Here is a 21,714-nt window from a genome sequence, read left to right on the forward strand (position 1 = left end):
AGCGCATCGTAGTGGGGCGCGTCCAACGATCCGGGTGTCACCGGTACGCTCCGCGCCCATGTCGCCCGAGGACGAGCCCGAGGACGCGGACGGGTTCCAACCTCCCCTCCCCGCGGAGGACCGGCTCTGGCGACACCCCTCCGAGCTGGGTTCCCCCGCCGTCGCGTCGCCCGCACCGACGACCCGGACCGGCCGGCGCCGCCCCCGCGCCGCCCTGGTCGCCTCCGGGCTGGTCGTCGTCCTGGGCGCCCTCGCCGCCGCCGGGGCGCTGGCGACGAGCGGGTCGCCGGGCACCACGACGGGCGTCGCCGCTTCCCCACGCGACGAGGCCATCGCCGCGCTCGGCCCGGCCGTCGCCCGCCTCGACGCCCGGCGCGACGGCGTGCCCACCACGGCCACCGCCGTCGTGTACCGCGCCGACGGCCACCTGCTCACCGCCGCCGAGGCGGTGGAGGAGGTCACCGACCCGACCGTCACCCTGGCCGACGGTCGCGTCCTCCCCGCGACCGTCGTCGGCGCCGACCCGGTGAGCGGCATCGCCGTCGTCCGCGTCGAGGCCACCGACCTCGTCCCCGCCCCGCTGCAGACCGACGAGCCGGTCGAGGCCGGCGCCCCGGCGCTCGCCGTCGCCCATCGCCCCGACGACGTCGAGTCGCCCGCCTCGGGCCAGGGCCGCATCACCGGCACCGGATGGAAGGTGGGCAGCGGCGACGCCGCCCGTCACGACCTCATCCGCACGGTCCTCGGCACCCCCGCCGACACCTCGGGGGCCCTGCTGTGCGACGAGACCGGCGCCGTCCTCGGGGTGTTCCTCCCCGAAGGTGACGTCACCCCCGCGTCGACCGACCCGTCCGGTGACCCGCCGACCACGACCCGGGTCACCTCGACCGACGAGCACTTCGCCGTGCCGATCGCCATGGCCGTCCGGGCCGCCGACGACCTGGTGACCACCGGCCGGGCCCGCTACGGGTGGCTGGGGCTGAGCGGCACCGACCTCGGGGTCGCGGCCGAGGCACCCGGTCCGGCCGGGACCCGGGTGACGGCGGTGTCGCCCGGAGGTCCCGCCGACGTCGCCGGTCTGCGCCCCGGCGACGTCGTGACGACCGTCGACGGCGCCGCGGTGCGATCGATGTCGGAGCTGGCCTCGACCATCCGCCACCACCGTCCGGGCGACACCGTCACGATCACGGTCCGCCGCGACGGCGAGGACCTCCGCGTCGCGGTCGTCCTCTCCGACCGGCCCTGATCCGCGGATCGCACCCGGACGCTCAGCGCCGACGGCGGCGGCGCAGGACCAGCACGGCAGCCACCGCCACGACCGAACCCACTGCGGCGACGATGCCGCCCAGGGCGAGGCTCTGACGGTGGCGAGGGGTGAGGCGGGTCCACGGCCCTCCCGGGTCGGCGGCCACGAACGCCTCGGCGCTGGTGTGGCGCGGCAGCCAGCCGGTCTCGCGGAGGCGGTCGTTGGCCACGACGCACGGCCCCGAGGCGGCCACCACCGCCGCCGGACTGCCCCGCCCCGAGCCGAGCACCGCCCCCAGCCGGGCGAGGCGGTACGCGACCCGCCAGGGCAGCCGGATCCGGATCGTGGGGCCCTTCAGCGCCCTCACCTGTTCTCCGGGTAACCATCCGTCGGGCGCCACGTTGACCACACCGTCGAGACGCTGTTCGACGGCGACCCGCACGGCCGACGCCAGGTCGTCGACGTGGAGGAACTGCACGGGGGGCTCGGCCCGGCGCACCACGATCCCCGAGGTCGACCACGGCGACCGGGCCAACCACCGTCCGTTCCCCGGACCCACGACCACGGCTGTGCGCAGCACCGTGCACGTGGCGCCGTGCTCGTCGGCCCAAGCCCGGGCCATCACCTCCAGCCGGGCCTTGTCACCGGCGAAGCGCACCCTCGGATCGGGCCGGAGCGGCGCGTCCTCGGTGAGCGGCACCGGGTTGTCCTCGCTGGAGCCGTACACCAGCGCAGTCGAGAGCACCACGAGGTGGGACACCTGCCCGACCACCTCGAGCGTGTCGAGGAAGGAACCGAACCCGTCGAGGTCCACGGTGTCGCCGCCCGTGCCGTCGAGCTCGGGGCCCGACGCCGGCCCCAGGTGCACGACGACGTCGGCCCCGGCGACGGCCGAGGCCAGCCGTGCGTCACCGAGGGCGAAGGGCGCGACCCGGACCGACGAGCCCCGACCGCCCCGCGAGGAAGGGTCGAGCGCGGCGTCGACCGCCACCCGCCGTTCGGCGAGGCCACCCAGCTCCTCGAGGACCCGTCGACCGAGCGGCCCGGCCACCCCGGTCACGACGACGGTGTGCTCCACCCGGCCCATCATGCCCGCCGCCGACCGACGCCCGCACCCTCGGTCCCCGGGGTGCTCGGCGGACCGCAGGGTCGGGCCGCGACGCGCCTCGGGGAATCCGCGAGGCACCACTAGCCTGACACGGTGAGTCCGGAACCCCCCGACGACGACCCGTTCGGTCGCTCCAGCGGCAACCCGTTCGAGGGTATGCCGATCTTCGGGGACCTCGCCCGGCTCTTCTCCCAGCAGGGACCGGTCGGCTGGGACGCCGCCCGGCAGCTCGCCTTCACGGTGGCCACCGACGGCACTCCCGAAGCCAACGTCGACCCGCTCGAACGCATCAAGATCGAGCAGCTGGCCCGGGTCGCCGAGCTGCACGTGAGCGCCGCGACCGGCCTGCCCGCCTCGACCAGCGGGCTCGGGGTCACCGTCACCCCGGTCACCCGCGGCCAGTGGGTGACCGCCACCCTCGACGCCTGGCGCCCGCTCTTCGAGACCCTCGCCCGGTCGCTGCACGATCCCGACGAGCCCCCACCCACCCCCGACGAGGCCGACCCGATGGGGTTCATGGCCCCGCTGCTGCGCATGGTGGGACCGATGATGCTCGGCATGACCGCCGGCTCGATGGTCGGGCACCTGGCCCGTCGGTCCTTCGGCCAGTACGACCTGCCCATCCCCCGGTCCCCGTCCGACGAGTTGATGCTCGTCGTCGCCAACCTCGACGAGTTCGGGCGCGAGTGGTCGCTGCCCCCCGACGACCTGCGGCTGTGGGTGTGCCTCCAGGAGATCGCCACCCACACCATCGTGCGCATCCCCCACGTACGGGCCCGGCTCGACGAGCTGATCTCGGCCTACACCGGCGGCTTCCAGCCCGATGCCGGCGCGCTCGAGAGCCGGCTCGGGTCGCTCGACATCGCCGACCCCACGAACATGGGCGACATCCAACAGTCCCTCTTCGGCGACCCCGAGGTGCTGCTCGGCGCCATCCAGTCCCCCGAGCAACGGGCGCTGCTCCCCCGGCTCGAGGCGCTGGTGTGCGCCGTCGTGGGCTACGTCGACCACGTGATGGACCAGGTCGCGCCGGGGCTCATCGGCGACGGCAGGATGCTCGGCGAGGCGCTGCGCCGCCGCCGGGTCGACGCCCACCCCTCGGACCGGTTCGTCGAGCGGCTCTTCGGTCTGGAGCTCACCCAGGCCGCCTACGACCGCGGCTCGGCGTTCGTGGCCGGCGTCCACGAGCGCGCCGGCGCCGACGGGCTGGTCCGCCTCTGGGAGTCCGAACGCACCCTGCCCACCCCCGCCGAGATCGACGCCCCCGGGCTCTGGCTGGCCCGCATCGACCTGCCCGAGGGCTAGGTCGGGTCGGTCGGGTCGGTCGGGTCGGTCCGCTCGGTCGGGTCGTCCTCGGCGGTGGCGAGATCGTCGGGCGAGAACAGCAGTCCCTGGCCCTCGAGCGTGGGCTCCTCGTGCGGCGGCGGGGGCGACGCCGGCATCCAGCGCCGGGCGGGGTCGACGAGCGTGGCGACGCGAGGCGGGGTCCGGTCCGGCCGGTCGGGCAGGAGGGACGTCGGGTCCGGGTCGTCGACGACCACGGTGCGGTCCGGGTCGAGGGTCACGGTGCGGTCCTCGTCGACGACCGTCGGGTCGGTCCCGAACAGCGACGAACGGCCGAGGTGGTCGGCCGGGGGCGGAGCAGCCTGGGCGCGCCCCGCGAACGGCGGGGGCGGAGGCGGGGTCGAGGGAGGGGGCGGCCCGACGGCGGGCTCGGCCACCGGGCGCGTCGCCGCCGCGGGGTCGGGTTCGGCGTCGGGCCCGTAGATCGGGTGACGACGCCACCCCCGCCGCCGGACCGGCACCCGTCCCTGACGGACGCGCCGCATCCCCACGAGGTACCAGACGACCGTCACGGTCGACGCCAACCCGATCATCGCGAAGCCGACCGTCGCCGGCACGGGGATGACGATGGGGACCAGGGCCCCGAGCACCCAGACCAGCTGGAAGCGAGTCTCGAACCGGGCGAACGACCGGCCCCGGTTGGCGTCGGGGGCGTCGCGCTGGACGATGGAGTCGAAGGCCTGCTTCGCCGAGCTCCCCGTGGCCCCCACCACCATCGAGAGGATCGCCGCGCCGGGCAGGCCCCCCACCATCGCCGTCAGCGCACCTCCGACCGCCGTCACGACGAGGGCCCCCACGAGGATGCGCTCCTCGCTCAGCAGCCGGCGCAGACGGGGAGCCACCACTGCGCCGACGAAGAACCCGAGCTGCGCGGTGGCCGCCACCACACCGAGCTGCCACAGCGGCGCGCCCGCGTTCTTGAACGCGAACGCCAGCATGAACGACAGGAAGCCGACGATGCCGCGGATCACCGCCATCGACGTGCCGGCGAGGAAGATGCCGGCGCTGCGCAGCTCTTCGCGCTCCGCCTCCCCCTCGGGCTCGACGGCCACCTGCGTGGGCGGGAGCTTCAGGGCGAGACCCGTCGCCACCGCGAAGACGATGGCGGCCAGGCCGAGGGCCCACTGCGCCCCCCCGAGGGCCAGCAGGATCCCGCCGGGCACGACCGCCACCACGACGGCCAGCGCCGACAGGACGGTCAGCTTCGAGTTGGCCTCGACCAGCTCGGTGTCGTTGCGCACGGTCCCCGGCACCACGGCGCTCTTGGAGATCGTGTACACCTTCGCCAGCACCAGCATCCCGAAGGCCTCGGGGTAGAAGAGCAGGCTGTCGAGGTGCAGCACCACCAGCACGCACAGCACCGCCCGCATTCCCATCGACCCGACGATGATCCAGCGTCGGCCCCCCCTGATCCGGTCGAGGGCCGGCCCGATGAGCGGCGCGGCCACCGCGAACGGGGCGATCGTCAACACCAGGTAGAGGGCGACGCGCCACCGGGCGGAGTCGAAGTCCAGCGAGAAGAAGACCGTCCCGGCCAGCCCCATGGCGAACAGGGCGTCACCGGCCACCCCCGCGGCGTGGGCCCGCGCCAGGCGGGAGAACGCCGACGGCGACCACGGCTTTCGAGGATCCCGTTCGGTCGACGCGCCGAACCCCGGCCGCAGCGGGGACGGGGGGGAACTCACCCGGCCCATGCTAGGAGGGGCGCCGGGCCCCGCGACCGAGGCCCGCGGTCAGCCCCGGGGGGCGTCGTACTTGTACCCGAGGCCCCGGATCGTGACGATCCGGGAGGGGGCGGCAGGGTCGGGCTCGACCTTGGCCCGGAGGCGCTTGACGTGGACGTCGAGCGTCTTGGTGTCGCCCACGTAGTCGCTGCCCCACACGCGGTCGATGAGCGTGTCCCGGGTGAGGACCCGCCCGGCGTTCTCGAGGAGGATGGCCAGGAGCTCGAACTCCTTCAACGGGAGCCGCACCTCCTCGCCGCGGATCACCACCTCGTGGCGCTCGTGGTCGAGGCTCACGTCGCCGACCGACACCACGTCACCGGTACCGACGGCCACCACTGCCGGGACCGGCTCGGGCGAGTGGCGCCGCAACGCCGCCCGCATCCGGGCGACCAGCTCGCGCAGGCGGTACGGCTTGGTGACGTAGTCGTCGGCGCCGACCTCCAGGCCCACCACGGTGTCGATCTCGGCCCCCTTGGCGGTGACCATGATGATCGGCACGCTCGACCGCAGCCGCAGCTCCCGACACACGTCGAGCCCGGACAACTTCGGGAGCATCACGTCGAGCAGGACGAGGTCGGGCTGGACGTCGTCGAAGATGTCGAGCGCCTCCGCGCCGTCACGGGCGATGCTCACCTCGAAGCCCTCCCTGACGAGCCCGACGGTGAGGGCGTCGACGAAGGAGTCCTCGTCCTCGACGACGAGAACGGACGGCATGCTGGTCATCGGACGAGCTCCTCATGGGACGACGGGACGGCCACGGTCGCGGTGGCCGGGACGCGCAGTGTGAAGACGGACCCCTCGCCGAGGCGGGATTCCACCTCGACCGTGCCGTGGTGGTTGACCGCCACGTGCCGGACGATCGCCAGACCCAGGCCCGTGCCGCCGGTCTCGCGGCTGCGGCCCTGGTCGACGCGGTAGAAGCGCTCGAAGATGCGCTCGAGGTCGCGCGCGGGGATGCCGATTCCGTGGTCGGCGACGGTGAGCGACACACGACCGTCCTCGCCGAGCTCGGCTCCCACCTCGACCGTCGAACCGGGGTCGGAGTACTTCACGGCGTTGTCGAGCAGGTTGCTGACCGCCGAGGTGAGCTGGCGGGCGTCGCCCGGGACCTCGATGGCGTGGTCGACGCCGCTGACGTCGATCGAGATGCCGGCCTGCTCGGCGGCGGGATGGATGCGGCTGACCGCCTCTCCGATGATGCCGTCGAGGGCCACCGAGTCGGGATGGTCGACCGAGGAGGTCTCGATGCGCGACAGGTCGAGCAGGTCGTCGATGGTTCGTCCGACGCGCAGCGACTCGGACTGGATGCGCCCGGCGAGGCGTGACGCCACCGCCGGATCGTCCTCGCCGAGCAGCGTCTCGGCGAGGAGGCCGATGGCACCCACCGGCGTCTTGAGCTCGTGGCTGATGTTGGCGACGAAGTCGCGCCGGACCGCCTCGAGGCGGCGGTGCTCGGTGATGTCGTCGATCACCGCGACGGCGGCGTTGCCCCCCGTGGCGGTGATCGGCGCCACCTCCACGACGAGCACCCGGCGGGGCGGGCCGTAGAGCTCGAGCTCTCGCCGGTCGGGGAGACCACCGAGGGCGCTCGTCACCAGCTCCCCGACGGCCGCCTCGACGAGCGCATCGGCGTGGCGGGCCCGGGCGAAGGTCTCGGCGGCGGCGTTGCGGTGCACCACCGCGCCGGTGGCGTCGATGATCAGCACGCCCTGGGGGAGACCGTCGAGGGCGTCCTCGAGCAGGTGGCGCATCGAGCGCACAGCGGTCAGCTCGTCGGCGCAGTCGGCGACCGTACGCTCGAACGTGGCCAGCCCGGCGGCCACCGGGTCGGGCCCCTCGTCGAGCGTGAGGCCCGCTCGCTCGACCGACTCGATGATCGTCTCGGTGATGCGCCGGCGCTCCGCGGCCCGCGCCCACAGACCGGCCGCGACACCGACCGCGACGATGAGGGCGACGACGACGACGAGCTGGACCTGCACCACCGCCAGCGTCGGGGTCACCCGTCGGCCCCGGGCTCCAGCAATCGGCGGATCTCGTACTCGTCGTCCTCGAGCTTCATGGCCGCCCGGGCCTCGAGGCGCGCCGCCCCGCTGCGCTCGGGGAGCCAGCCGGTGACCATGTACTCCACCCGTTGGCCGGTGTTCACGGCGTGGTCGCCGATGCGCTCGTAGTAGCGGCCGATGAGCGCCAGCTGCACGGCCTGTTGCAGGTCGAGGGTGGCCACCGCGTGCGACTGGAAGATGGCCTCGATGTAGTCGTTGTGCAGCCCGTCGAGGGTGTCGTCGATGTCGTCGAGGGCGGCGGCGAGCGCGTCGTCACGCTCGACGTACGCGTCGATGGCGAGCTTGTAGAGCCGGGCGGCCTCCTCGGCCATCCGCTCGATCAGGCCTCGCACCCTCGGGTCGAGCGAGGCGCCGTAGATGCGCCGTGCCCCCTTGGCGACGTTGACCATGAGGTCGGCCGACCGCTCGATCTCGGCCGTGAGCCAGAGGGCGGTGACGATGCTGCGCAGGTCGGTGGCCATGGGCTGTTGGAGGGCGAGCACGTGGTAGCACTCCTCCTCGATCTTCAGCGTCAACGAGTCGACCTCGTCGTCGGCCTCGATCAACCGCTGCGCGGCGTGCATGTCGTTGGTCAGCAACGCCTCGGTGCCCCGGGGGATGAACTCACCGAGCATGGCGGCCAGCCGGACGATGCCATCACGAATCTGGTCGAGCTCGCTGTGGAACGACTTGCGCTGCTCGGGCACGGTGTCTCCTGGTGGCCCGTCGGTCGGTGACATCAACGGACCTCGGCGGCGAGGTGGGCTGGGTCCCCGGTGATCAGGTAGCGGACCCGGGCACCGAGGATGGCCGAGTGGTCGATGATGCGATCGAGAGCTTGGCCGACCACCATCGTACGCAGGGCGGCCGACACGGCGTCGGGCCGGTCGTTGGCCAGGAGCGCAGCCACCAGCCCGTCGACGAGCTCGGCCCTCACCGCCGAGGAGGCGACCGAGGCGGCCCGCTCGGCGTCGAGGGTGGACCACGCCTGGAGCGCCTCGCGGTAGAGCGCCACCGCGTCGTCGGCGAGGGTGCACAAGGTGGCGAAGGCCTCGGGGACCGAACGCAGCTCGTCGTGGTGGGGGGCCTGCTTGACGACCCGGAGGCACAGGTCGCCGATGCGCTCGAACTCGGCGATGACGCGCAGCACCGAGACGATGAGGCGCAGGTCGGCGGCCACCGGGGCCTCCCGGCGCAACAGCTCGTAGCACCGCTCGGTGAGCGACACGTTCATGGCGTCGATGCGGTCGTCGGCGGCGAGCGCCCGCTCGGCGAGCGCCGTGTCGCCGGTGACGAGGACCTCGCGCATGAGCTGGAGGTTCTCGTCGACGACGATGCCCATCATCTCGGCCTGGAGCGAGAGCTGCTCCAGCTCCGCCCCGTACTGCAGGCGGAGGGGCGTGCCGTCAGCCGAATCGGCCGGTGACATAGTTCTCCGTGCGCTCGTCGGCCGGGGCCGAGAAGATCTTGTCGGTGAAGTCGTACTCGACGAGCAGTCCGGTGCGGGTGTCGCTCTCGGGGTTCACCTCGGTGGTGAAGAACGCCGTGCGATCGCTCACCCGGGCGGCCTGTTGCATGTTGTGGGTCACGATGATGATCGTGTACTCCGACTTGATCTCCTGCATCAGGTCCTCGATGCGGGCGGTGGCGATGGGGTCGAGCGCCGAGCACGGCTCGTCCATCAGCACCACCTCCGGGTCCACGGCGATGGCCCGGGCGATGCAGAGACGCTGCTGCTGCCCGCCCGAGAGGCCCATGGCCGACTTCTTCAGCCGGTCCTTCACCTCGTCCCACAGCGCCGCGCCCCGCAGCGCCTTCTCGACGACGTCGTCGAGGTCCTTCTTGACGCCGTTCAGACGGGGACCGAAGGCGACGTTGTCGAAGATCGACTTGGGGAACGGGTTCGGCTTCTGGAAGACCATCCCGATGCGCTTGCGCACCTCGACCGGGTCGACGCGGCTGTCGTAGAGGTCGACGCCGTGGTACATCACCCGTCCCTCGACGCGGGCGCCCTCGATGAGGTCGTTCATGCGGTCGAAGCAGCGCAGCACGGTGGACTTGCCGCAGCCCGACGGCCCGATGAACGCCGTGATCTCATGACGGTGGACCTGCACGTCGACGTCGCGCACCGCCCGGAACGGCCCGTAGTACACGTTGAGACCCTCGACGTCGAAGACGACCTCGGGTTCGCCGCTGCGTTCCTGACGAGGGGCGGCCACGGCGCGGGCCACGGTGGCGGCACCACCGGCGGGAGGTGCGGTCGGGGCATCGGCAGACATCGTGGGGCTCTCTCCGGGTAGGGGGGGATCGAGGGTCGACACGGTCAGGCGGCGTGGCGCCGGGCCACGCGGGCGGACACGACTCGGGCGGCGATCGTGAAGATGAACACGATGACCACCAGGGTGAGCGCCGACGCCCACGCCCGGTCGATGGCGGGCTGGAAGGGGGACTGCGCGTTGGTGAAGATCTGCACCGAGAGCGCGGTGGTGGCGCCGCCGAACACGTCGAGGTTCACGGCGCGGGCGGCCCCGATGGTGAACAGCAGCGGGGCGGTCTCGCCGGCGGCGCGGGCGACGGCCAACATGGCCCCCGAGACGATCCCGCCGAACGCCGCGGGCAGCACGACGGTCATGATGGTGCGCCACTTCCGGTTGCCGAGGGCGTAGCTACCGTGGCGCAGCTCCTCGGGGACCAGCCGCAGCATCTCCTCGGTCGAGCGGATCACGATCGGCAGCATCAGGCAGCCCAGCGCCAGCGCGCCGCCGAAGGCCGAGAGGCCGAAGGTGAGGGTCCACACGGTGTAGACGAACAGGCCCATCACGATGGACGGCACGCCGGTCATCACGTCGGACATGAAGCGGATGATGCTGGCCATCCGGCCCTTGCCGCCGTACTCGTTGAGGTAGATCGCGCCGAGGATGCCGAGCGGCACCGACATGAGCGTGGCCAGGCCGGTGATCACGAGCGTGCCCACGATGGCCGGCGCCATGCCCCCGCCGGCCTCGCGGGTCCGGGCCTGGATGTCCTCGGTGAACCACGCCCAGTCGATGACCCCGATGCCCTTCGCCACGACGTAGTAGATGACGAAGGCGAGGGGGATGACGGCCACCACCAGCGAACCGGCCATCCAGACGCTGGCCACCCGGTTCTTGACGCTGCGCGAACGCGACGTGGTCGCCTCGAGCAGGAGCCGATCGCTCTCCTGGCGAAGTTCGGGCGAGTCGAGACCGGCCACCTCAGGCTCCTGACAGCTTCTTGTCGAACCGCCCGACGATGCCGCGAGCGGTCACGTTCACGATGATGGTCACGCCGAACAGCACGACGCCGAGCCCGATGAGGGCGGCACGATGGATCCCCCCGGCCTCGCCGAACTGGTTGGCGATGACCGCGGCCATGGCGTCACCCGGGGCGAAGAGGTCGGCGGTGATCTGGGCGTTGGAACCGATGACCAGGGCCACGGCGATGGTCTCACCCATCGCCCGGCCCAACCCGAGCATGACCGACCCGACGATGCCGCCCTGGCTCCACGGGAGTACGGCGGAGCGGATCATCTCCCAGCGGGTGGCGCCCATCCCGTAGGCCGCCTCGCGCTGGGCGCTCGGGACGGTCGCGATGACCTCGCGTGACAGCGACGTGATGATGGGGGTGATCATGACGGCCAGGATGATCCCGGCGGTCATGAAGGCCCGTCCACTCGAGGTGGGACCGAAGATCGTGCCGAGCACCGGCCAGCCCTCGACCGCGCCCCCGATGGCCTCGTAGACGCCCTTCACGTTGGGGGCGAAGACCAGGATCCCCCACAGCCCGTAGACCACCGACGGGATGGCGGCGAGCAGGTCCATGACGTACACGACGACCTTCTTGAGCCGTTGCGGGGCGGCTTCGTTCGTGTACAGCGCGATGCCCAGGCTCACGGGCACGGAGATCACCAAGGCGAGGAACGACACCAGGACCGTGCCGTAGATGAAGGCCAGCGCCCCGAACTTGCCCTCGGCGGGGATCCAGTCGTTGGTGGTGACGAACGAGATGCCCTGCTGCTCGAACGCCGGCCAGGCCTCCCGGGTGGTGGAGACCGCGATGAGGGCCAGGATGGCGAGGACCAGGAGGCCCGCCGCCAGCGCCACTCCCCGGAAGACCTGGTCGCCGATGTTGACGCGACCGGCGGCGATCAGTTCCGCCCCCGACCCCTCGGTGGGGTCGAGGACGGCAACCGATCCGGGGGATGGATCCTCGGGGAGTGGCGCCATGGGTGACGCTGGCTAACCGACCGTGATCTGGTCGATCTGGGCGAGGGCCTTGGACTGGAGGCCCTCCGGCAGGTTGGCGAAGTCCACCGAGTTGGCGAGCTGCTCACCCTCGGTCAGCACGAACGTGAGCCAGCCCTTCAGGTTCTCGACCGTCGTCTCGTCGGAGTAGGTCACGAAGGTGAGGATGTAGGTCGGTGCCGTGATCGGGTACGACTCGGCGCCCGGGGCGTTGAGAGGGTTGTAGGTGAGATTCTCCTCGACGGTCACGCCGTCGAGCGCCGCGGTGGCCCCTTCGAGGCTGGCCGGCACGAACTCGCCTTCGGCATTCTCGATGGCCGCGAAGGTGAGGCCCAGTGCGTTGGCGTCGGAGTAGTCGACGTAGCCGATCGCACCGGCGGTGTCCTTCACCAGCTGGGCGACGCCGGCGTTGCCGTTGGCGGCCTGGGCCGAGGGCCAGGCCACGGTGTCACCGGAGGCAATGGTGAAGACGTCGGGTGCGGCCGTCGCCAGGAACTTGGAGAAGTTCGACGTCGTGCCGGAGCCGTCGGAGCGGACCACGACCGTGATGGCGGTGGACGGGAGGGTGACGCCCTCGTTGTCAGCGGCGATCTCCGGGGCGTCCCAGGAGGTGATCTGGCCCATGAAGATGCCGGCCAGGGTGGACTGCGAGAGGTTGATCTCCTCCACGCCGCTCAGGTTGTACGACACCGTGATCGGCGCCGCGACCGTCGGGAAGTAGAGCCAGGGCTTGCCGTTCAGGGCGAGGTCCTCGTCGTCCTTCACCAGGCTGTCGGAGCCGGCCCAGATGGAGATCCCTGCGGCGAGGTCCTTCTTGCCCTGGCCCGAGCCGCCACCGGGGTACGTCACGACCAGCGGGGACACGTTCTCGAACTCGGCGATGACCTCTTCGTAGAAGGCCTTGGGGAACGTGGCGCCCGTGCCGGGAAGGTCGCCGGAGAGTGCACCGAAGTCGATCTCGGACGAACCTCCGGTCGCGGCGGTGGTGTCGGACGAGCTGGATTCGTCGTCGCTCCCGCAGGCGGCGGCGACGAGGCCGACGCTGGCCAGGAGGGCGACGAGCCACACGAGGTGGCGACGCGGGGTGGTACGCAAGAGTGGACTCTCCTCGAGAGGGGGAAACGGGCGCGGGAACGGACTCCCGCGTCGGGGACCGTAGGGAGCCAGTGTGGCGAGCGAACGTAAACCGGGTGAACGAGAGATGAACCGGCCCTGAACACTCGCGCAACAGGACGCGCCGGCGACCTAGCCCGGATCGCCCGACGCGAAGCGCAGGAAGGCGTCGAGCACCTCGGCGTCGTGGTCGTAGGTGAGTCGCCGGCGGGCGCCGTCGAGCGGGCACCAGTCCATCTCGTCGACCTCGTCGTTGGCGGTGAACGTGCCCGCCGCCACGGTCATCTCCCAGTAGCGGACCTGCTTGTGGCGGCCCTTGGCGTCCCGATACGTGACGGTGGGCAGCTCACGGCCGAGCACGCACTCGAGGCCGGTCTCCTCGCGGACCTCGCGCAACGCCGCCTGCTCGTCGGTCTCTCCGGGGTCGAGCTTGCCCTTCGGGAACGTCCAGTCGCGGTACTTGGGTCGATGCACGAGGACGACCTCGGGCCCCGCGGCGGCGACCCGCCACACGACACCCCCGGCGGCGCGCACCTCGGGCTCGCCGCCCGCCGGGCCCGGTGACCGGCCGCCCGCCGACATCGCGTTCAACCCAGCCACCTGACGTTGGCCTTCCGTTCGCACGCCGCCCACGCCTGCGGCCAGAGCTCCCCTGCCGCACGTGACCGTCGACGCTGGTCACCGACGAGCTGGCCGACGACCATCGCCTGGGCGGGGGGCACCGACGGCGTGAGCGCCCGCAGCCACTCCTGCGCCACCGCCGCGTCGCTGAGCTCCCCGAGCTCGCGCTGGAGCACGTCGAGCGCATCGGCGAGCCGTCGCGCCGGTTGGCCGACGACGGGCACGACGACCTCGACGGCGTCACGCGCCTTCTTGACCAGGATGCGCACCTCGTGCAGGTCGTCCTCGGCCGGCTGCGGGCCGAGCCCTGCGACCGCCCGCCGCAGCCCGATCCACCGGGGACGGACCAGCGCGGCGACCGCCTCCGCGGCAGGGCCGCGTGCGGCCCGCGTCAGCGGGGGCTCGAGCGCGGTGGCGACGACCCGATCGAGGAGCTCGACGTAGCGCGCCGTGCGCATCTCGCCGAGCAGGGACGCGAACCGCTCGGCACGCTCGCGCTCCAGTCGCGCGAGCACCGCGGCGACGGCGCCCCGGTCGACGGCGTCGAGCGTCGACGCCGCGTCCCGGAGCCGCTCGAGCAGCACATCGGTGTCGCGGACCACGCCCAGCAGACCCGCCAGCCAGCCCAGCTCGGCGCGGAGGCCCTCGACCACGTCGCCGTCGAGGACGGGGCCGAAGGTCGCCAGCACGGTCCGCAGCCGACGGGTGGCGACACGGGCCTGGTGGACGCCCTCGACGTCGTCGTCCAGGCGGACGACGTGATCGCGTTCGACGAGCCGGCGCGCCGCCTCCGCCAACGCCGCCCTGACCACCTCGGCGGTCGTGGCCCTCGGCCCCACCTCGGCGACGGTGAGATCCGGCGGGGCAAGGGCACGCGGCCCCAACGCCCGCACGACCTTGGTGGTCCGGTCGGGCGCCCCCGCCCCCGCCCGCTCCAGCGCCCCCGCGACGAGAGCCAGGAGGTCCGACGAGGCCCCGTCGGCCAGCTCCACCTCGATCTCCCGGAAGCGGGCGGCCACCTCGTCGCCCTCGACGACCGTGACGACGTCGTCGTCGACCTCGGCCAACCGCCGCCCGTCGCGGAGGAGGTCCACCCGGTGCCGGGTGGTGCGGATGGTGGCCACCGGCGCGAGGGCCGCACCCCGCACCCAGCCGACCACCAGGTCGGCCAGCTCTGGAGGCACCGAGCCGACGTCGGTCTCGACGTCGAACTCCCGCCGGCGCAGCGCGTCACCGTCGCCCCCGGTACTCGGCAACTTCAACGTCCAGCGCGTCGCTCCCTCACCCGTCCGCCGTCGCAGCGACACGCCGTTGCGCACGAGGCGCAGGTCCTCGGTGTCGACGTAGATGGCGTCGAGGTCGAACGTCGTCGGCTCGCCGACGGTGACCCCGGGGACCACGTCGTGCAGGTCGGGGAGCGTGAACCCGGGCCACGCCCCGAACTTCATCTCCGTCTCGAGCTTCCCCGCCGCGGCCACCGCTGCGATCACCTGTGATCGCGTCGTTCGAGGGCGAGGTCCTGGAGTCGGCGGTGCGTCTCCACGCCCTCGGTCCCTCGCCGGTGCCACCAGGTGCTGTCGGCGTCGAGCGTCCACGCCAGGGTGTCGTCGGCCAGACCGACGTCGATCACCTCGGCCAGCCGGGCCTGCAGCGAAGGGTCCTCGACCGGCACGAGCGCCTCGACCCGCCGGTCGAGGTTGCGGGGCATCAGGTCGGCCGAACCGATGTAGTACGCCGGACCGCCGTCGGGCGCACCGTGGGCGAAGTGGTAGATCCGCGAGTGCTCGAGGTACCGGCCCACGATCGAGCGGACCCGGATGTTCTCGGAGAGCCCGGGCACCCCCGGGCGCAGGCAGCAGATCCCCCGGATCAACAGCTCGACGGGGGTGCCGGCCGACGACGCCGCGTAGAGCTCGTCGATGATCCCGGCGTCCACGAGGCTGTTCATCTTCAGCACGATCCGCCCGTCCGGGCCGAGACCCGCTTCGTTGCGGATCAGCTCGGTGATCCCCGAGCGCACCGTCCGCGGTGAGACCAGGAGCTTGGCGAAGTGGGGCTCGCGGGCGAAGCCGGTGAGGAGGTTGAACAGCTGGGTGAGGTCCGACCCGATGGCGGGATCGCAGGTGAGCAGGCCGACGTCCTCGTAGAGCCCGGCGGTCTTCGGGTTGTAGTTGCCGGTGCCGATGTGGCAGTAGCGCTGCATGCCGTCGTCGTCCTCGCGGACCACCAGCGTGGTCTTGGTGTGGATCTTCAGGCCCATCAGCCCGTAGACGACGTGCACGCCGGCCTTCTCGAGCTCACGGGCCCAGCCGATGTTCTTCTTCTCGTCGAAGCGGGCCTTCAGCTCGACCAGCGCGGCGACCTGCTTGCCCCGCTCGGCGGCGCGGACCAGCGACGTGATGATCGACGTGTCGCTCGAGGTGCGGTACAAGGTGAGCTTGATGGCGAGGACCTTCGGGTCGATCGACGCCTGGTGGATGAAGTCCTCCACCGACGTGGAGAACGACTCGTAGGGGTGGTGCACGAGCACGTCGCCCTTGCGGATGACCGAGAAGAGGTCGACCGGCTCGTCGTCGACGGGCCGCAGGCGGGGCTGGGTGATGGGGCTCCAGGGAGGGTCCTCGAGATCGGGGCGATCGAGGCCGCGGACCGCCCAGAGCCCGCCGAGGTCGACCGGTCCGTCGCAGCGGTAGACGTCGGCGTCGACGAGGTCGAGCTCGCGCTTCAGGAGGTCGAGCACCTCGTCGGACACCCCCGCCTCGACCTCGAGGCGGACCGCCCGGCCGAACCGGCGGCGACGCAGCTCGAGCTCGACAGCCTCGAGCAGGTCCTCGGCCTCCTCCTCCTCGAGGGTGAGGTCGGCGTTGCGGGTCACCCTGAACCCGTAGTGGTCGCCCACCGCCATGCCCGGGAACAGCACGCCGAAGTGGGCGGCGATCACCTGCTCGAGGGGCACGAACCGCTCCCCGTCGGGCATCACCACGAAGCGGGGTAGGAGGTTCGGGACCTTGACCCGGGCGAAGCGCTTCTCGCCGCTCACCGGGTCCCGGACGACGACGGCGAGGTTGAGCGAGAGGTCCGAGATGTAGGGGAACGGGTGGCCCGGGTCGACGGCCAGCGGGGTGAGCACCGGGAAGATCCGCTCCGCGAACACGTCGTCGAGGTACGCCCGATCGTCGTCGTCGAGGTCCTGGTAGGACGAGTAGACGAGACCGGCGGCGGCCAACGCCGGGACCAGGCGGTCGGAGAACAGGTCGTAGGCCTCGGCGGCCAGCACGCGCACCCGCTCGCGGATCTGGTCGAGCTGCTCGGCCGGGGTGCGGCCGTCGGCGGTGGTCTTGGTCACCCCGCCGGCGACCTGGTCCTTCAACCCGGCCACACGGACCTGGAAGAACTCGTCGAGGTTCTGGCTGAAGATCGCCACGAACTTGGCCCGCTCGAGCAGCGGGACGTCGGGGTTGTCGGCCAGGGCGAGCACGCGGGCGTTGAAGTCGAGCCACGACAGCTCGCGGTTCAGGAAGCGATCGCGGGAGGCGACGGCCCCCGGGTCGGACACGTCGAGGGGCCGGGGGACGCCCAACCAGGACTCGGACGACGACACCGCTTCTGCCTGCCTCTCGCCGAGCATGGGGGCGAGCCTATCGTCGGCGCTCGCGGCGGATCCCCGCCGGAGCCGGGCCCTTTTCGCTCAGCCGTCCTCGGGCAGACCGAGGTCCCACTCGAGGGTGAGGCGCTCCCGTTCGGCGTCGCGGACCACCCGCTCCCGGTTGCGCCGGAACTGCGGATCGTGGGGCGGGAGGAGCAGGAGGCGGGCGTTGACCCGGGCCCGGAAGTCGTCGATGAGGCCCCGCACCTCGGACTCGCCGAGGACCTCCCAGTGGGGGGCCACCGGACCGAGGTAGACGACCCGTACCCGCCCACGCGGCGGAAGGTTCGGGTCGGGGGTGTCGGTCATGGCCATGGCGATGCTCTTTCGACGACTCGTGGCAGGCGGCAGGGCCTGGCCCGGAACCGGGACACCCTACCGGGCGAGGACGAGGACCAGGGCGGCGGTGACGGCGGCCGAGACGACGGCGGAGACCACCCCCACCACCACGACGACCCCAAGGGCCACACCCGGAGGGCGCACCATGTCGACCGGCGGCAGTCGCGGGGGCGGCGCGGCCTCGAACGGCGCGGGTTCCTCGCCGGGTGAGAGGGGAAGCGGAGGAGGTCGCTCGGGGGGTGGCGAGGGGAGCCCCCCGGGGCCGGCCACGGGCGCGACCTGGGTCGGTGCCTCCCGGACGGGGGCCGGTTGTTCCACAGTCGGCTCGTCGTCGCCGAGGTCCGGACGTTCGTCGGCCACTTCCCTCCTCCGGGGTCCCGGAGAGGCTACCGGCGCCGGCGCGGGGCATCGGGAGGGTGCTTATGCCCGTTTTCGCAGCCGTTCCGTACCTTCCCGCCCATGGCTGCTCCCCGAGCGAGGGTGGCGTCGACCAACCAGGTCGGCGGATCGCCGGGGCGCCCCGACCCGCCGGAGGCGACGATGGAGACCGACACCGACTGGATGGCGCAGGGGAACTGCCGCCACGAGCCGCCGACCCGCTTCTTCCCGAGCGACGGCGTGGGGGTGGAGATCGCCAAGAAGATCTGTTCCACCTGCCCGGTCACCGACGTCTGCCTCGAGTACGCGCTGGAGCAGCGCATCGACCACGGCGTCTGGGGCGGCACCTCCGAGCGCCAGCGCCGCCGCATCCTGCGCTCCCGCCGCCTGCGCGTCGAGGTCCGCGCCGAAGCCGGCTGAGCCCGTCCCCCTGCGTGCACGAGCCGCCTCCGGGCGGCTCGTGGCGCGTCCGGGCGTCGTTCGCCCGGGGCCCGGCGATCCGCGAGGATCACCCCCGTGCTCGAGTGCGTGGTCAACGTGAGCGAGGGCCGCCGGCCCGAGGTGCTCGCCCGCCTCGACGCGGTGGTGCCCGACCGCCTGGACCGCCACTCGTGTGAGCACCACAACCGCTCGGTGTACACGCTGCTCGGCGAGGACGCCCCCCGCCGGCTGGCCGAGGTCGCCGTGGCCGAGCTCGACCTGGGCGGCCACGAGGGAGCCCACCCCCGCCTCGGGGTCGTGGACGTGGTCCCGTTCGTCGCCCTCGACGACACCCCGCCCGCCGAGGCCGTCGCCGCCCGCGACCGGTTCGCCCGGTGGGCCGCCGACACCCTCGGCCTGCCCTGCTTCCTGTACGGCCCGGAACGCTCCCTCCCCGACGTGCGCCGGGAGGCGTTCACCACCCTGTCGCCCGACACGGGGCCCGACCGCCCCCACCCGACCGCCGGGGCGGTGGCGGTGGGGGCCCGGCCGCTCCTGGTGGCCTACAACCTGTGGCTGGAGGACGCCGACCTGGCCCTCGCCGGCTCGATCGCCCGTGAGCTGCGCAACCCGGCGGTGCGGGCCCTCGGGCTGGCCGTCGGCGACGGGGTGCAGGTCTCGATGAACCTCGTCGACCCGCTCCGGGTGGGACCGGCCGACGTCTGGGACCGCGTGGCGGGCCGCGCCCGCATCGAGCGCGCCGAGCTGGTGGGGCTGGTCCCCGAGGCGGTCCTCAGGGCGACGCCGGCGTCACGATGGGCGGAGCTGGACCTCGGACCCGACACGACGATCGAGCACCGGCGGGCGCGGGCGGCCCGTGGGGCGACCTGAGCTCCCCGAGCGCCGGGGAGGGCGCCGCCGCGGTGGGACTGCGGCGGGCGCCCGGGCGGCTAGGCGGAGGCGGAGGCCGCCGCCTCGCTGGCGGCGGCGCGGGCCAGGGCCCGCTGGCGACGGATGCGGCGACGCTCGCGCTCGCTCATGCCGCCCCAGATGCCGAACTTCTCGCCGTTGGCCAGGGCGTACTCGAGGCACTCCCCCTGCACGACGCAGCCCCGGCAGACCTCTTTGGCCTCACGGGTGGACGCGCCACGCTCCGGGAAGAACAGGTCGGGATCGACACCGAGGCAGTTGGCGAGATCCTGCCAGCTCTTCTCTTCGGTGGCCTCGATGGTGACGGGCTCGTGCATGCGTCCTCCTGACACAGGGCTTCACACCCCCGAGTTCGGCCCCGTGGCCCGCACGCCCACCGCTCCGGCGACGCCCTCCTACCACAGGTGTAATTACAACGGTGTGATCATGCCCGCATACGGCTCGCGATGCAAGAGAAACTTCTTGCGCCCGCGCGGGGCGCCCACCGAGATGCGCGCCCGGGTCGGGGACGCGGGTGCTCAGCCGGCGCGGCGACCGCGAAGGAGCTGGCGCTTCTGCTCGATGAAGTCGACCAGCACGTAGTCGCCCAGGGTCTCGGGCGTGGTGAAGAACGCCCGCCCCTTGTTGAGCTCGGTGAGCTTGCCGATGAAGTCGCGCAGGTGCGGCGTCGGGTCGAGCATGAAGGTGTTGATGCGAATCCCGTCCTTCGTGCAGCGCACGACCTCCCGGAGCGTCGCGTCGACCGTCTCCTGCACCGGTGGGTAGTTGAAGTACACGTCGCCCGACCGGGTGATGTGGGCGGTGGGTTCGCCGTCGGTGATCATGATGATCTGCTTGGTGCCGGTCTGACGGGCCAGCAGACGGCGGCTGATCTGGAACGCGTGCTGCATGTTCGTGCCGTACACGAAGTCCCACGACACCTCGGGGAGCTGCTCGGCCATGAGCTCGCGGGCCACCTCGCTGAACCCCACGATCCCCATGTAGTCGCGCGGGAAGGAACCGGTGATGAGCGAGTGCAGCGCCATCGCCACCTTCTTGGCGGGCAGGAAGTTGTCGCGCATCGGCATGGACAGCGAGAGGTCGAGCATCAGCACCGTGCTCGACCGCACCATGTGCTCGGTGCGCTCGACCTCGAAGTCGTCCGGGGTGAGCTGCACCGGCGTGCCCGTGCCGCCCCGACGGATGGCGTTGCGCACCGTGGCGTTGATGTCGAGGTTGAACGCGTCGCCGAACTCGTAGGGCTTGGTCGAGAAGTCGCGCTCGTGCCCGATCCCGATGCGGGTGATCTGGTGCTGGCCGATCTTGTCGGTGGCCAGCTTGGCGAAGAGGTCGTCGAGGGCGTTCTGCCCGATGCGACGGATGCCGCGGGGCGTCAGCTCCAGTCGACCCTCCTTGTTCTCGATGAGGCCCGCCTCCTCGAGCTGCTTGGCCAGCTGGGCCATCTGCTCGAGGCTCCGGGCGGCGTCGTCACCGAGGAGCTCGCGGGCCCGGTCGAGGTCGACCTCGGCCAGCGCCCCCGGGGACGAGGCCCCCCGGAGCAGGTTCTCGAGCTGGTCGAGGTCACTCAGCTCCTGCATCATCTGCGACGCCGACGACATGTCGAGGGGCTGGTCACCCGAGAACTCGTAGCGGCGGCTCCACCCCATGTCGGGGAACATGCCCTGGAGGTTCTGGCCCAGCTGGTCGATCTGCCAGCGCAGGTCCATGTCCTCGAGCAGCTGGTCCGACAGCGCCTGGAGCTGGGCGCGCTGCTCGGGCGTCATCGAGTTGAGCATCGCCTGCGCGGCCGCCATCCGCTGGGCCATGATCTCGAGCAGCTCGTCGAGGTCGCGGGGGTTCTCCGGGAAGAAGTCGCCGAAGCGCTCCATGAACCCGTCGAAGTCCGGCTCCTCCCCTCGCTGGCGCTGCTCGAGCATGTGGTTCAGCTCGGCGAACATGTCCTTCATCCGGGCCATGTCCTCGGGGGACATGTTCTCCACCGCCCCGGCCATCTGGTCGACGTACTGCTGCATCAGCTGCTCGCGCAGCTTCTCGACCAGCGCCTCGAACTGCTCACGGGCCTCCGAGGACGTGAAGTCGTGGCTCTGGAGGTCGCGGACCATGCCGGCGAGGTCGGGCGAGAGCAGGTCCAACGAGGCGTGGCGCTCGGCGGCCACCTGGTCGGTGAGCTCCTGGCGGCGGGCGTCGCCCGACTCGCGGGCCTCCTGGGCCATCTGGTCGATCGCGGCCCGCTCGGTCTCGACGACCTCGCGCAGGTCCCGGGCGATCTCGTCGTACACCCCACCCAGGTCGTGCTGCTCGAGGGTCTCGCGGCGCTTGCGGCGCAACTGCTCGAGCATCTCGCGCAGGCCCTTCATCTGCTCGCCGTTGCGGTCCTTGAAGCCGGACTGCATGGCGCGGCGCAGAGCGGCGTTCAGGTCGCCGTGGTACAGCAGGTCGTCGGTGATCTCCTCGAAGATGCCGGTGGCGTCGAGGTCGAAGCCGACCTGGGTGCCGTCCCACCTCGAGTACCTGACGCGGTTGGCCTTCCCCATG

Annotated in this window: 20 protein-coding genes; 4 read left to right on the plus strand and 16 right to left on the minus strand. The window is 72.2% G+C overall.

Annotation, left to right across the window (positions count from 1 at the left end):
- Nucleotides 1–58 precede the first annotated feature (58 nt).
- Nucleotides 59–1,246 (plus strand): S1C family serine protease, encoded by a 1,188-nt coding sequence (locus MUE36_08875; protein ID MCU0311043.1) that lies wholly within the window; start codon nucleotides 59–61, stop codon nucleotides 1,244–1,246.
- 22 nt (nucleotides 1,247–1,268) lie between these two features.
- Here MUE36_08875 and MUE36_08880 read toward each other — a convergent pair whose 3' ends face one another.
- Nucleotides 1,269–2,324 (minus strand): NAD-dependent epimerase/dehydratase family protein, encoded by a 1,056-nt coding sequence (locus MUE36_08880; GenBank protein ID MCU0311044.1) that lies wholly within the window; start codon nucleotides 2,322–2,324, stop codon nucleotides 1,269–1,271.
- 123 nt (nucleotides 2,325–2,447) lie between these two features.
- On the opposite strand from MUE36_08880, the gene MUE36_08885 reads away from it, so the two are divergent.
- The gene (locus tag MUE36_08885; GenBank protein MCU0311045.1) at nucleotides 2,448–3,659 is read left to right on the plus strand and encodes a zinc-dependent metalloprotease; all 1,212 of its coding nucleotides are present in this window, start codon (nucleotides 2,448–2,450) and stop codon (nucleotides 3,657–3,659) included.
- Here MUE36_08885 and MUE36_08890 read toward each other — a convergent pair.
- From MUE36_08890 to MUE36_08950, 13 genes are all read right to left on the minus strand, one after another.
- The gene (locus MUE36_08890) at nucleotides 3,656–5,383 is read right to left on the minus strand and encodes an MFS transporter (GenBank protein MCU0311046.1); all 1,728 of its coding nucleotides are present in this window, start codon (nucleotides 5,381–5,383) and stop codon (nucleotides 3,656–3,658) included. The two genes, MUE36_08885 and MUE36_08890, sit on opposite strands and share 4 nt — an antisense overlap.
- Before the next feature lie 48 nt (nucleotides 5,384–5,431).
- Entirely contained in the window at nucleotides 5,432–6,139 is a 708-nt protein-coding gene (locus MUE36_08895) for a response regulator transcription factor (protein ID MCU0311047.1), read from the minus strand.
- Nucleotides 6,140–6,144: 5 nt separating this feature from the next.
- Nucleotides 6,145–7,425: an ATP-binding protein gene (locus tag MUE36_08900; protein ID MCU0311048.1), complete on the minus strand. Its 1,281-nt coding sequence runs from the start codon at nucleotides 7,423–7,425 to the stop codon at nucleotides 6,145–6,147.
- Entirely contained in the window at nucleotides 7,422–8,207 is a 786-nt protein-coding gene (gene phoU, locus MUE36_08905; protein ID MCU0311049.1) for a phosphate signaling complex protein PhoU, read from the minus strand. The genes MUE36_08900 and phoU overlap by 4 nt, the downstream gene beginning before the upstream one ends.
- On the minus strand, nucleotides 8,207–8,896 hold the full coding sequence (locus MUE36_08910; GenBank protein MCU0311050.1) for a hypothetical protein: 690 nt from the start codon (nucleotides 8,894–8,896) through the stop codon (nucleotides 8,207–8,209). Before MUE36_08910 ends, phoU begins: the two co-directional genes overlap by 1 nt.
- On the minus strand, nucleotides 8,874–9,746 hold the full coding sequence (gene pstB / locus MUE36_08915) for a phosphate ABC transporter ATP-binding protein PstB (GenBank protein MCU0311051.1): 873 nt from the start codon (nucleotides 9,744–9,746) through the stop codon (nucleotides 8,874–8,876). The genes MUE36_08910 and pstB overlap by 23 nt, the downstream gene beginning before the upstream one ends.
- A gap of 44 nt (nucleotides 9,747–9,790) precedes the next feature.
- Entirely contained in the window at nucleotides 9,791–10,702 is a 912-nt protein-coding gene (pstA, locus tag MUE36_08920; GenBank protein MCU0311052.1) for a phosphate ABC transporter permease PstA, read from the minus strand.
- Between the two features lies 1 nt (nucleotide 10,703).
- Nucleotides 10,704–11,714 carry a phosphate ABC transporter permease subunit PstC gene (pstC, locus tag MUE36_08925; GenBank protein MCU0311053.1) on the minus strand — a complete coding sequence of 337 codons (1,011 nt, stop codon included), beginning with the start codon at nucleotides 11,712–11,714 and terminating at the stop codon, nucleotides 10,704–10,706.
- Between the two features lie 12 nt (nucleotides 11,715–11,726).
- The gene (pstS, locus tag MUE36_08930; GenBank protein MCU0311054.1) at nucleotides 11,727–12,827 is read right to left on the minus strand and encodes a phosphate ABC transporter substrate-binding protein PstS; all 1,101 of its coding nucleotides are present in this window, start codon (nucleotides 12,825–12,827) and stop codon (nucleotides 11,727–11,729) included.
- Between the two features lie 150 nt (nucleotides 12,828–12,977).
- On the minus strand, nucleotides 12,978–13,427 hold the full coding sequence (locus MUE36_08935; protein ID MCU0311055.1) for an NUDIX hydrolase: 450 nt from the start codon (nucleotides 13,425–13,427) through the stop codon (nucleotides 12,978–12,980).
- A gap of 5 nt (nucleotides 13,428–13,432) precedes the next feature.
- The gene (locus MUE36_08940) at nucleotides 13,433–14,956 is read right to left on the minus strand and encodes a CYTH and CHAD domain-containing protein (protein ID MCU0311056.1); all 1,524 of its coding nucleotides are present in this window, start codon (nucleotides 14,954–14,956) and stop codon (nucleotides 13,433–13,435) included.
- Complete coding sequence (locus tag MUE36_08945) at nucleotides 14,953–17,094, minus strand: RNA degradosome polyphosphate kinase (protein ID MCU0311057.1); 2,142 nt, start codon at nucleotides 17,092–17,094, stop codon at nucleotides 14,953–14,955. Before MUE36_08945 ends, MUE36_08940 begins: the two co-directional genes overlap by 4 nt.
- Before the next feature lie 60 nt (nucleotides 17,095–17,154).
- Nucleotides 17,155–17,421: a hypothetical protein gene (locus MUE36_08950; GenBank protein MCU0311058.1), complete on the minus strand. Its 267-nt coding sequence runs from the start codon at nucleotides 17,419–17,421 to the stop codon at nucleotides 17,155–17,157.
- Nucleotides 17,422–17,910: 489 nt separating this feature from the next.
- Here MUE36_08950 and MUE36_08955 point away from each other — a divergent pair, with 489 nt between their 5' ends.
- Together MUE36_08955 and MUE36_08960 are read left to right on the plus strand one after the other, a co-directional pair.
- Nucleotides 17,911–18,249, plus strand: a complete 339-nt coding sequence (locus MUE36_08955; GenBank protein MCU0311059.1) for a WhiB family transcriptional regulator — start codon at nucleotides 17,911–17,913, stop codon at nucleotides 18,247–18,249.
- A gap of 96 nt (nucleotides 18,250–18,345) precedes the next feature.
- Nucleotides 18,346–19,140: a hypothetical protein gene (locus MUE36_08960; protein ID MCU0311060.1), complete on the plus strand. Its 795-nt coding sequence runs from the start codon at nucleotides 18,346–18,348 to the stop codon at nucleotides 19,138–19,140.
- A gap of 59 nt (nucleotides 19,141–19,199) precedes the next feature.
- Here MUE36_08960 and MUE36_08965 read toward each other — a convergent pair whose 3' ends face one another.
- Both MUE36_08965 and MUE36_08970 read right to left on the minus strand, forming a co-directional pair.
- The gene (locus MUE36_08965) at nucleotides 19,200–19,496 is read right to left on the minus strand and encodes a WhiB family transcriptional regulator (protein ID MCU0311061.1); all 297 of its coding nucleotides are present in this window, start codon (nucleotides 19,494–19,496) and stop codon (nucleotides 19,200–19,202) included.
- A gap of 201 nt (nucleotides 19,497–19,697) precedes the next feature.
- On the minus strand, nucleotides 19,698–21,713 hold the full coding sequence (locus tag MUE36_08970) for a hypothetical protein (GenBank protein MCU0311062.1): 2,016 nt from the start codon (nucleotides 21,711–21,713) through the stop codon (nucleotides 19,698–19,700).
- Between the last annotated feature and the right edge of the window lies 1 nt (nucleotide 21,714).

The organism is Acidimicrobiales bacterium (assembly GCA_025455885.1).
GTDB lineage: Bacteria > Actinomycetota > Acidimicrobiia > Acidimicrobiales > Acidimicrobilacustridaceae > Rhabdothermincola_A.